Annotated in this window: 12 protein-coding genes, 2 tRNA genes and 1 rRNA gene; 11 read left to right on the top strand and 4 right to left on the bottom strand. The window is 37.3% G+C overall.

What is annotated here, in order from left to right; translation table 11 throughout:
• The 3 genes from A3GQ_RS0121755 to A3GQ_RS0121745 form a co-directional block, all read left to right on the top strand.
• A 16S ribosomal RNA gene (locus A3GQ_RS0121755) occupies nucleotides 1–218 on the top strand; the annotation flags it as partial.
• A gap of 102 nt (nucleotides 219–320) precedes the next feature.
• A tRNA-Ile gene (locus A3GQ_RS0121750) sits at nucleotides 321–397 on the top strand.
• Nucleotides 398–411: 14 nt separating this feature from the next.
• Nucleotides 412–487, top strand: a tRNA-Ala gene (locus tag A3GQ_RS0121745).
• 15 nt (nucleotides 488–502) lie between these two features.
• On the opposite strand, the gene A3GQ_RS0121740 is transcribed toward A3GQ_RS0121745, so the two are convergent.
• From A3GQ_RS0121740 to A3GQ_RS25340, 3 genes are read right to left on the bottom strand one after another with little or no spacing between them, the layout of a single operon-like run.
• Complete coding sequence (locus tag A3GQ_RS0121740; protein WP_028778806.1) at nucleotides 503–1621, bottom strand: glycosyltransferase; 1119 nt, start codon at nucleotides 1619–1621, stop codon at nucleotides 503–505.
• Entirely contained in the window at nucleotides 1608–2000 is a 393-nt protein-coding gene (locus tag A3GQ_RS0121735; protein WP_028778805.1) for a hypothetical protein, read from the bottom strand. Before A3GQ_RS0121735 ends, A3GQ_RS0121740 begins: the two co-directional genes overlap by 14 nt.
• A gap of 1 nt (nucleotide 2001) precedes the next feature.
• Nucleotides 2002–2328 carry an alpha-helical endospore appendage domain-containing protein gene (locus A3GQ_RS25340; RefSeq protein WP_051272247.1) on the bottom strand — a complete coding sequence of 109 codons (327 nt, stop codon included), beginning with the start codon at nucleotides 2326–2328 and terminating at the stop codon, nucleotides 2002–2004.
• A 156-nt stretch (nucleotides 2329–2484) separates the two neighbouring features.
• Here A3GQ_RS25340 and A3GQ_RS0121725 point away from each other — a divergent pair, with 156 nt between their 5' ends.
• Entirely contained in the window at nucleotides 2485–2820 is a 336-nt protein-coding gene (locus tag A3GQ_RS0121725; RefSeq protein ID WP_028778804.1) for an alpha-helical endospore appendage domain-containing protein, read from the top strand.
• 242 nt (nucleotides 2821–3062) lie between these two features.
• Here the strand turns inward: A3GQ_RS0121725 and A3GQ_RS28425 are convergent, their stop codons facing one another.
• Nucleotides 3063–3842 (bottom strand): alpha-helical endospore appendage domain-containing protein, encoded by a 780-nt coding sequence (locus A3GQ_RS28425; RefSeq protein WP_342665021.1) that lies wholly within the window; start codon nucleotides 3840–3842, stop codon nucleotides 3063–3065.
• Between the two features lie 1154 nt (nucleotides 3843–4996).
• Here A3GQ_RS28425 and A3GQ_RS28155 point away from each other — a divergent pair.
• The 7 genes from A3GQ_RS28155 to A3GQ_RS27905 form a co-directional block, all read left to right on the top strand.
• Entirely contained in the window at nucleotides 4997–6091 is a 1095-nt protein-coding gene (locus tag A3GQ_RS28155) for a glycosyltransferase family 2 protein (RefSeq protein WP_037465868.1), read from the top strand.
• Between the two features lie 13 nt (nucleotides 6092–6104).
• On the top strand, nucleotides 6105–7739 hold the full coding sequence (locus A3GQ_RS0121710) for a methyltransferase domain-containing protein (protein WP_028778802.1): 1635 nt from the start codon (nucleotides 6105–6107) through the stop codon (nucleotides 7737–7739).
• Between the two features lie 19 nt (nucleotides 7740–7758).
• Nucleotides 7759–8385 (top strand): class I SAM-dependent methyltransferase, encoded by a 627-nt coding sequence (locus A3GQ_RS25330; protein WP_051272244.1) that lies wholly within the window; start codon nucleotides 7759–7761, stop codon nucleotides 8383–8385.
• The gene (locus A3GQ_RS0121700) at nucleotides 8375–9079 is read left to right on the top strand and encodes a glycosyltransferase family 2 protein (protein WP_028778801.1); all 705 of its coding nucleotides are present in this window, start codon (nucleotides 8375–8377) and stop codon (nucleotides 9077–9079) included. Before A3GQ_RS25330 ends, A3GQ_RS0121700 begins: the two co-directional genes overlap by 11 nt.
• A gap of 5 nt (nucleotides 9080–9084) precedes the next feature.
• Nucleotides 9085–9777 carry a class I SAM-dependent methyltransferase gene (locus A3GQ_RS0121695; protein WP_028778800.1) on the top strand — a complete coding sequence of 231 codons (693 nt, stop codon included), beginning with the start codon at nucleotides 9085–9087 and terminating at the stop codon, nucleotides 9775–9777.
• 13 nt (nucleotides 9778–9790) lie between these two features.
• Complete coding sequence (locus A3GQ_RS0121690) at nucleotides 9791–10441, top strand: class I SAM-dependent methyltransferase (protein ID WP_028778799.1); 651 nt, start codon at nucleotides 9791–9793, stop codon at nucleotides 10439–10441.
• A gap of 227 nt (nucleotides 10442–10668) precedes the next feature.
• On the top strand, nucleotides 10669–10913 hold a 245-nt coding region (locus A3GQ_RS27905; protein ID WP_037465863.1), incomplete at its 3' end, for a collagen-like protein.

Raw genomic sequence — 10913 nt, 5'->3', positions numbered from 1 at the left:
ACATGAAGCTGGAATCGCTAGTAATCGCGGATCAGCATGCCGCGGTGAATACGTTCCCGGGCCTTGTACACACCGCCCGTCACACCACGAGAGTTTGTAACACCCGAAGTCGGTGACAGAACCCTTAGGGGACTGAGCTGCCGAAGGTGGGACAGATGATTGGGGTGAAGTCGTAACAAGGTATCCCTACCGGAAGGNGGGGATGGATCACCTCCTTTCTATGGAGTACCTTTTGGTACAAATTCGGTTACCAAATAATCAGGCGTGTTACTCACTCTTCGGTTTTCAGGGAATAATTTTTTTCACAATGAGCAAACTAAGGGCCTATAGCTCAGCTGGTTAGAGCGCACGCCTGATAAGCGTGAGGTCAGTGGTTCGAGTCCACTTAGGCCCACCATATACCCATTATATGGGGCTATAGCTCAGCTGGGAGAGCGCCTGCCTTGCAAGCAGGAGGTCAGCGGTTCGATCCCGCTTAGCTCCACCACAACGAATCCTTTCCTTAGTAGAAAGGGTTTTTTATTTTTTCTAATTCTTTCATAGCGAGTTCATGGTGATGGGATAGTTGGAGACATGTTTCAAATGCAAGCGTAGCTTCTTCCCTTTGGTTTAGTTTCTTATAACATTGTCCAATATGGAACCATGCTTGAAAGCTTCCCACTCCTTTTAAGGTGAGATGATGAAGATTATTTTCCCCCAATGTCAGACAGTGTTGAAACACTTCGATCGCTTCCTTATATTTTTCCTTTCCTAGAAATATCAATCCTTTGTAAAATTGTAGATCAACATAATCCGGATAAAGAGCAATGGCCTTATCAATAGCAGGCCAAGCCCCGTCAAAGTACTTTAATGTAACAAGGATTTCATATTTTAATTTGTATAGAAGGGATGGTGGTGTTTGCTGTTTGTGTATAAATTTTAGGATGGCTTCATTAATATACGGAAAGGCTTTTGTGTGTTCTTGTTCACGATAATATTCACTTGCCAAATGATAATCAATCCAAGGGTCTCGGTTATCTTCTTGTTTCATCATTTCTAATATGTAAGTATTTCGTTTATGCTTGTCTTTCTGTCTCGTGATATTATCCAGATAACCATAATGGTAAACCCTTACGGGTAAGGTAACACAGTGATCGACATCACCTATGACTTCTTGTACATTTAATTGTTCATGGATACGATTTTTAAATCGAAAACCCATATGATTACGAAATAAACGATGATGGTTGATTAAAAAAGCGTGATCTGGATGGGTTGGATATGACCCATAATAGTTAATTAATTGAATATCACCAATATGTATTTTTGTCTCGCTTAGCACATCACGCAGTTTGGCAGCATCCTCTTTCTCCACTTCTTCATCTGCATCAAGCCAAAGAATCCAATCTCCTTTTGCACTTTCGAGACCGTAGTTTCTTGCTGCTGCAAAGTTATTTTCCCAATCATAGTGTAAAACGGTTGCTCCTAACGATTTGCATATTTTTACCGTGTCATCTGTTGATCCAGTATCAACAATAATCATTTCATCCACAACATCCTTCACACTGTTTAGAGATTTACGGATAAACGTTTCTTCATTGCGGACAATCATACAAAGAGAAAGGCGTTTATTTTCTTCCATTTCCTTTTTTCCTCCCTTTTTGTGGTCCTGATTGAAATCGTGTATATCTTCGAGTGATTTTCTTTGATTGTCTGTCCTCATCCAAAGTATGTAGCATAGCTTTTAGCTTTTCTAAAGAATCCAACACATTTTTGGAAGATGGATGATATGTTTTAGACTCTCGAATAAACCAAAGAGCATGCTTAGTAATACATAAATGATAAAGCTGATCCGAAATAAGATTTAATTTTTTCATCAGGAGTTCAGAATGGGAAGATTCTCTTTGACCATAAGCCTTTAATAACGTTTGGTATGCACTGATGAGTTGGTAAATAGCTAAGTTAAATTGTTGATAAGCATCTTTATATAAGGAATGGGTTGGCAATTGTCTCCTATTCAATTTACTCGTCCCCTTCGGAACAGATGTGTGTTTCATGACAATCAAGACAATGAAGGACGTTTTCAAACTTTCGAAGTAATAACCATTCTTTCATCACAATTACATCGAGTAACTTTAGAACGCCATTATTAAATTTATCTATTTCTGTGTTGGTTGGGCATGTTGGAAAATCTAGTTTTTTTCCTACAAATGCTTGTACTTTTTCTGCCTCTGCATTTATCAGATTGGCCAATGCTATCTCTTCCAAAGCAATGGATTCTAATAAATCGATAATTACTTCAGAAAAAGATGGGCGGTTTTTTCCATCCGGTATTTGTGGCATGCTCATAGCCTTTCATTCCTTTCTGAATAACTGTTCCTTTCAAATGATATGTAAAAAGTAAGGAATATAGAATCTTTGAAAACTATTTTTATGGACATACAACCATTTGGGTTGATTAGAATATATGTATTTGTATATTCGTTTTAGAGAGGAAGTGAACTTTTGTCACAAGCGAACATACCTAACATAACACCGATTATTAGTATTACTCCGAAACAGACAGTATCATTGTTGCTGTCATCCATTGCCTTAGAGGAATTAGCGCTTGCTCATTTGATTAATGCAGAAGCAGAAAAAATTCAATTTGTTTTAGGAACATTGGAAACCGATGTCGATGCTCCAGATTGCGTACCAGTTAACGATTTGCTGCTCATCAATGATAGTGTGCGTAGTGTCCTGCAAGATGTAATTAAAAAGGAAATGCTTTTACAATTTAAATTCGATAAAGTGCTGGTTTTGTTAAATGAAATAGAAGAAGATCATTCTCCAACATCATGACCTACCTGTTAAGTTTATAAAAAAAGGAAAAAGGGCCATAAAAAGCCCTTTTCCTCTTTTTATGCTTTGAATGGTAATGTTGGAGTTAAAAAGGGTGTTTTAAATGGTAGATGCATGTTCATTGAAACAGAACCATAAATTGTATGCGATCTTTTTACCCTTGGGTGGAGATTGGTAACTCAAGATACCATACAGCTTTATTAGTGAATCTGCTTAAACAAAGTTGCTGTGTTTACTAGAACTTATTCACAATCTGTAACAACCAATTCAGCATTTCCAAGATTTATGGTTGACGTAAAGAATACATTTCCATTGCTGCCTGTGATCAATAATGCGATACTTTTATTATTTGGTACACCATTTAGTTCTAGTGTGAATGTCGCTGGATTAGGACCAAATAATGCTGAGTTGTTAGTATTTCCTTCGCCTGTTATTGTTACCGTCTGATCTGGACAGGAGGGAACGTTAAAGGTAGTTGCTGTGAATGTGAAAGCAGGTATATTTTGGTTTCCACCAAAGGTAAATAAAAATTCGTTATCTGATGTGCAGGACAAACAGATATGACCGCTGAAATTAACTGATCCGTGTTTGTTTGCTGGCTGAGTCATACCATTAAATACAACCGTTGTGTCGGCTGCTCCTGTACCTCTGCAAATATCAAAGTTATTACCAGCTTGATTCGTTGCCGTACACAAGCACTCTGATGTTGGTTGTGTAGTTATGAGTTGTAAAACATTTTCAAGCTTAAATTGAAGTAACATTTCTTTTTTTATTACATCTTGCAACGTTTTTCGAACTTCTGTGTTGATGGTTACAAGATCTTCGATCGTAACCATCGTAGGATGGAGTGTAGTTCTTGTATCCAAGGTACCTAAAACAAATTGTATTTTCTCCGCTTCTGCGTTCATAATATGGGCTAATGCTAGTTCCTCAAATGCGATGGAACTAAGCAATAGTGTAATGGTATCGTTTGTATTTAGCGAAATCATCGGCGTAATATTAGGGATGGTAGGGAAACTCAAGTGATCACCTCATTTTATTTTGATCTTTATAGTAAATGCAAAGTATAGAAATTTGGATTGGACTTTCTTACTGGTGAAAGGAACTTAAAAAAGTATTTCAATCATAAAAAGGAAACATTCGTTTGGGATTGATTAATGAAACGGATTGCGAATCGTTAGGATAGTGAATGAAAAGTCAAGGTTGGTATTTTGTCTAAACGGATAGGGTCACCATTTATATAGGAGTACACTCCATATCCATTTAATTCTGAATATTGACTTTATTCATTTTCTTATTTTTGAATAAAGTCAACTCTTGTTCTCATATAGTGTTAATGGAGATGGATGGAGATAGGGGGAATTACATGGCAAAGAGGGTCCTAATTGGTAGTCCTGTTTATCAACAACCAGATATCCTAAGAGAGTTTCTCACCTCACTTATGGAATTAGATCAGGAAAATGTAATCGTCGAATACCGCTTTATAGATGACAATGAATCAGAAAAATCCAGCGCACTGCTCACTGAATTCGCTAATAAAAAACAAAAAGCAACTATCGATACATACTCAGGAAAAAAAGAAGCCTATCACTGTGATGAGTACACTCACTATTGGAGAGAAGCTCAAATATGGAAAGTAGCACAGATGAAAGACCAGATCATTCATTATGCTAAGGAAAACAATTTTGATTACCTCCTCTTAATTGACTCTGATCTCATCTTACATCCTTATACACTCAAACAGCTTATTGCTGCAGATAAAGAAATTATCTCCAATATCTTTTGGACGAAGTGGCAACCAAATGCTTCTGAATTACCACAGGTATGGCTTCAAGACGAATATACATTATATGAAAAACGTCGAAATGAGAAGTTATCAGACATGGAGATTGGACAGCGTACCCATGCATTTCTCGAGCAATTACGAAGGCCTGGAGTGTATGAGGTAGGCGGGCTAGGGGCATGTACCTTGATTTCGAAATATGCTCTTACAGCTGGGATAAAATTCGCGGAGATACCAAATCTCTCTTTTTGGGGAGAAGATCGTCACTTTTCGATCCGTGCTGTATCTCTTGGATTCACTCTACATGTGGATACACATTATCCCGCTTATCATATTTATCGACCTTCTGATTTAACAGGATTGCCTGCTTATAAAAGGAGATGTCGTATTTCCATGAATCAAGATGAAGGGATTACCATTAGTCTTTGTATGATTGTCAAAAACGAAGAAGATGTCCTCGGACGATGTTTATCTTCAATCCAGCATATCGTGGATGAAATCATAATTGTAGACACTGGTTCAACAGATCAAACAAAAAAAATAGCAACAAGCTTTTCTGCTAAGATTTATGATTTTAAGTGGATTGATGATTTTTCTGCGGCTCGTAACTATGCTTTTAGCCTTGCCACGAAAGAATATATTTTATGGTTGGATGCAGATGATTACCTTCAAGAACAAGATCAATCAGCTCTATTGCGACTAAAGAAAACACTTGACGCTGAGGTAGATAGTGTCAGTATGCATTACAACCTTGCATTCGATGCTGAAGGAAATGTAACACATAGTTTACGTCGCAATCGTTTAGTTCGAAGAGCTTGTAATTTTCGTTGGATTGGTTTTGTACATGAGTACCTAGAAGTTGGTGGATACATCATGCACAGTGATATTGCTATCTCCCATAAAAAAGATAAAGCATATACAGATCGAAACCTGCAAATTTACCGTAAACATCAAACAACAGAAGAAGAATTTTCGGTTAGAGATTTATATTATTTTGCAAATGAATTACGAGATAATGCCTTCTATGAAGAGTCCATTTTGTATTATGGAAAATTTCTATCTACCAAGCAAGGCTGGATCGAAGATAATATAACTGCTTGTTTGAAGCTTGCTGATTGTTATCATCATCTATGCGAACGAGATCAGGAACAACAAGCTATTTTACGAACATTTCATTTTGACCGGCCAAGGGCAGAAGCTTGTTGCCATCTTGGGTCATTATGTTTAAACCAAGATCAATTAAACTTGGCTGTATTCTGGTATGAATTGGCTACCCAGTTAGAAAAACCATCTCAAATAATGGGATCCCTTGATCACGCCTCTTGGTCATGGCTTCCTCATTTGCAGTTATGTCTTTGTTATGACCAATTAGGTAATACAGAGAAGGCCATTTATCATAATGATCTAGCTTATTCCATGAATGCCAATCACCCAAGTATTTTACATAATAAAGAATATTTCGATAAAATGTTGCAAAAGAAAGAATAAAAGGAGTGAATAAATGAAAGTTATCTACCCGCCAACTATTCACTGGGAAGGTAGTCTGGTTTTTCAACGTCCTCAACAATTGATGAAAGCATTTGCGAAAGCAGGGCATAGAGCAGTTTTTATGGAATATGGCCGATATGATGGTACGGTTTATTTTCGCGATGGGGTCGAAATAAGTGATTGTCGATCTATCCTCCCAAAAGCTGAAGAATCAACTGTTTTATGGGTTTCCCATCCTCCATACTACCGTTTTACAGACAGACTGCATGCGGATTTACTCGTTTTTGATTATATTGATGAAGCTGCTGAAGAATTTGCCATTTGGAACAACCAAGATTTGAAAAAAGCGATGGAGGCAGCAGATGTAATCACAGTTGTAAGTCAACGATTGTATGATCTGGTGGCTAAACTTTTTCCTGAAAAACATATTCTGCTTATACCAAATGCTGCTGATTTTGAGCATTTTTGCGATGCAAAAAAGATGCCCATTCCTTCTGATATGCAGCATATACCAAAGCCGATTCTTGGATTTATGGGTTCGATTGCTTCTTGGATCGATGTTTCTATTCTGACAGAGGTAGCAAAGCTTCGTCCTGATTGGTCCATCGTGCTTTTAGGAAATGATTATCTGGGCATAGAAGGTATGATCGCTGATTGTCTCAATGTATTTTTTTTGGGGAGGAAACTTTATCACGAACTGCCACCTTATGTGGGGCAATTTGCAGTTGGTCTGGTGCCATTTCAAGTCCGCGATATGACACATAGTAGTTCACCAATCAAAATGTACGAATATTTAGCAGCAGGAATCCCTGTTATTTCAACTCCTATTCAAGAGGCAATCGAATGCCCTTATGTTGCAACAGGGGCTACAGCAACAGAGTGGATACAAAAAACGGAAGAACTGATGACTCAAAACCCAGATGAACTCCAGTCATTTGCATTTAAAGAATCATGGGAAACAAGAGTGAAACAAGTAGAACCTATCCTTACTGAGTTAGCCAAAGAAAAGCAAATAAAAAAAGTACTCCGACAACAATCTTTTTCCTCCACAACGCCAACTTATTGGGATATCCGCTTTTTAACGGATTGGGAGAATTTAAGCGGCAGAGAACAGACAGCTTTTTTTGCAAATGTAGTAGTAAACCATTTGCCAGAAGAGGTAAGATCTAAAATTGAAAATAATCATTACAGTCTCTGTGATGCGGGTTGTGCGTTAGGTGATGCAGTAAATTTTTATTCCCATGCATTTCCTAATTCATCTATTGAAGGTATTGATTTTTCAACGGAAGCTATCATAAAAGCGAATCGATACTATTCTGATCTTTCGTTTGAAATTCAAAGCATAGAAAATATGACAAAAAACTATGATGTTATTTTTTGCTCCAATGTCTTGGCACTTTATGCTGATCCTATTTCGCCGTTTATTCAAATGGCGAAAAAAGCAAATCATTATATTGTTTTGTTATTACCATTTCAAAATGGTGAAGGGACACAAGAAAATCAATGTGTCTTTACCTTTGATTCATTCCCTCAAAGCCTCAATCAGTTTGAACTTATTTCGTTAGAAGAAATAGATTGTATAAAAATACCACAAGCTTATTGTCAATCCAAACAAATATTAGTGATCTACAAAAGTAACCAAGAGTGATGAAGGGAGTGTTTCTATTTTGCAACAACCGCCACCAAACAGTGAAGAGTATTGGGACTTATTATTCACCCACACATGGGAAGCACGAAAGGGTCGTGATCAAACGATTTTTTTTGCTAATGTTGCACTAGATTTCTTCCCGGATTGGTTTAGGGAAGAACTTCAATCTCTTCCATATAGTATCTGCGATGTAGGTTGTGCTTTAGGTGATGGGGTTGATGTTTTAGCAAAGGCATTTCCCAATACGAGCATTACAGGAGTTGATTTTTCACAAGGAGCAATAGACAAAGCAAAACAATATTATCCTACTTATACATTTTCCGTAGAAGATATCCTTCAAATGACCAACAAATACGATATTATTTTTTCCTCCAACACTTTAGAGCATTTTCATGATCCTTTCCCTATTTTGCGCAAGTTATTACAACAAACCAATAAATATGTGGTTTTACTTCTTCCTTTTCAAGATGATACAGGTACCTATGAGCACTTTTTTCGTTTTGATTATGAACATTTCCCAGAAAAGATGGATAATTTCCGCTTGACCTTTTTAAAAGAAATCGATTGTCATTTGATGGCCAACACTTATTGGAATGCAAAACAGATTTTAGTGATCTATAAAAAGGAGGAGGACGATGAGTGGTAATTCTAAACTAACACTTTCTATGGTAGTAAAAAATGAAGCAGATCGTTATTTGAAAAAAGTGTTAACAAGCCACCGGGCTTATATAGATGAAGCAGTGATAATCGATGATGGAAGTACAGATGGTACGGTTGCTGCTTGCAAAGAAATACTCCATGATATTCCCTTGCATCTCATCGAAAACAAAATCTCTAAGTTTTCCAATGAAATAGTTCTTCGTAAGCAGCAATGGGAAGAAACGATAAAAACAAACCCTGACTGGATTCTCAGTTTAGATGCAGATGAAATGTTGGAAGAAAAATTTGTACATCAAGTCGAGGATATTCTTCAACAAAAGACGTATGACGCCATATACTTCCGATTGTATGATATGTGGGATGATTCACATTATCGTGAAGATGCTTTTTGGAAAGCTCATCAATTTTATCGACCATTTATGATTCGTTATCGATCGGATATGGAGTACAGATGGAAAGAGACAGCCCAGCATTGTGGTCGATTTCCAATTGACGTCTATCATTTTCCCTATTTTTGTCACCCAGCCCGCATCAAGCATTTTGGATGGGCATCATCAGAAGATCGTAAAAAAAAGTACCAACGATATATGGAGCTAGATCCAGAAGGGAAATTTGGTTGGAAAGAACAATATGATTCTATCCTTGATGAGAAACCTCATTTGATACCTTGGGAGGCATAAATTCCATGTTGGTAAAAGATATTGAAAAAGTGATCCAACTATCCATACAAGAAGGTTGGGGCTATGGAGGGATGGCCCTAAGTAATCGGGCGCTTACTCATCTTTGTCGGCGTATGGATACCAGAAATGAGCCTTATCATATTTTGGAGCTTGGTGGGGGCCAGTCCACTTTATTTTGGCGGGAAATACTTGCCTGTGAATTTTTACCTATCCAAGTTACTACTTTGGAACATCATCATGAATGGGCAAATGTATTATCAAAGCAAGTAGAAAACTTCGAACCTATTTGTGTACGATCCCAAACATTGAAGCAAATATCAGATCAAGAATGGGAAGAAATTTTTACTCGACCAGATGAGTCACTAAAACTTTGGAATACATTTGGCAAACCAGTACCTGCTCAAGAATATGACTTATATACCATTCATAATAGTTTTTATGTTGAAGTAGAGGAACTAAACCTGCCAGAGAAATCAATTGACATCATGGTTGTAGATGGTCCTCATGGAAATGGTCGTTCCCTTGCTTATGCCCTATTTCGTAATGTCTTGAAGCCCAATGCATTCCTATTGATTGATGATTTTGATCACTATCCTTTCCTCCAAGATCTAGGGAGAATTTTTTCCTATGAAGAGATTTACAGAGAAATACTAGGTCAAGAAAGATGGGTATTGGTTCAATTAAAAGGATTGAAATAGGGATGTGTGGGATATGAGTAAATTTGATTCGCGATTTTTTGTCCATTCTGATGAGAAAACGGACACTACACTATTAAAACTACCCTTTGATTGGTGGAGTCGCTTTTATGAGTATGAGTGGGCAAGTAAGTTTGTTAACGGAGAAGATATCGTTTTAGATGCAGCATGTGGTGTGTGTCATCCATTTAAATTTTACCTAACGGATCATTGTCGTTCAGTATATGCATGTGATCTAGATCCACGAGTACTGAACTATGATGCTATTTTACAAGATATTACTGCATTTTTTGGATCAGAAATTGCTGCTAATATGGATAAATCTTATTTTGATAAAGTACACTTGTCTCAAGCTAATCTTACCGCATTGCCATATGTCAATGATCAATTTGATAAAGTATTTTGTATCTCTGTTTTAGAACATATGGATCATTCATCCATGTTTGCGGCGTTCCAAGAGTTCTCTCGTGTATTGAAGGATGATGGACTTCTTGTTCTTACTTTTGATTATCCAGATATTCAGTTCCCTATCTTAGAGGAAGCAATAACACAAGCTAGGTTAAAGTTTTATAGTGAAGTATCTTATGAGCTTCCTAAAGATGCACTTTACTCTCGTTTCCATCCCCCTACACTTTACTGTTTTCGCGCGGTTCTTAGAAAAATATAGTGATCTTATTTTAGCCATTATACTAGTACCACTTTCAAAAGTGGTATTTTTACTATTTCATTTTGTTTATTATTACTTGTCTATTTCTATTTAGATCAGTATCTATTCACATATTTGTGAATAGAATGTATATGTATGTCTGCGTAAAAAATGGAATTCGTACGGATGTCTGCATTAAAGTATTTATTGACAAGATACTTGTCAAAAAAGGGAAAGGAGATATTTGCTTGGCATATAAATGGAACATTTTTAAAAGAACAGATGCAATAGGAGTAATAGATTCTGCAGATATAATTGTACTGCAAGAAACGGGAGCCACTGGAGTGACAGGTGCAACTGGTGAAACGGGAGCCACTGGTGAAACTGGGGCAACTGGAGCCACTGGATCAACTGGGGCCACAGGAGAAACGGGAGCCGTCGGATCAACCGGAGCAACAGGTGTGATTGGAGAAACAGGAGCCACAGGAGAAAC

Source organism: Shimazuella kribbensis DSM 45090 (assembly GCF_000428065.1).
Taxonomy (GTDB): domain Bacteria; phylum Bacillota; class Bacilli; order Thermoactinomycetales; family Thermoactinomycetaceae; genus Shimazuella; species Shimazuella kribbensis.
Note: the sequence above shows the minus strand (reverse complement) of the source record. Positions and strands in the feature narration are given on the sequence as shown.

Coding starts and splice junctions, on each gene's coding strand:
- A3GQ_RS0121740 (WP_028778806.1), bottom strand. CDS start 1,621: ATGGAAGAAAATAAACGCCTTTCTCTTTGTATGATTGTCCGCAATGAA.
- A3GQ_RS0121710 (WP_028778802.1), top strand. CDS start 6,105: ATGAAAGTTATCTACCCGCCAACTATTCACTGGGAAGGTAGTCTGGTT.
- A3GQ_RS0121695 (WP_028778800.1), top strand. CDS start 9,085: ATGTTGGTAAAAGATATTGAAAAAGTGATCCAACTATCCATACAAGAA.
- A3GQ_RS0121690 (WP_028778799.1), top strand. CDS start 9,791: ATGAGTAAATTTGATTCGCGATTTTTTGTCCATTCTGATGAGAAAACG.
- A3GQ_RS28155 (WP_037465868.1), top strand. CDS start 4,997: ATGAATCAAGATGAAGGGATTACCATTAGTCTTTGTATGATTGTCAAA.
- A3GQ_RS0121700 (WP_028778801.1), top strand. CDS start 8,375: ATGAGTGGTAATTCTAAACTAACACTTTCTATGGTAGTAAAAAATGAA.
- A3GQ_RS25340 (WP_051272247.1), bottom strand. CDS start 2,328: ATGAGCATGCCACAAATACCGGATGGAAAAAACCGCCCATCTTTTTCT.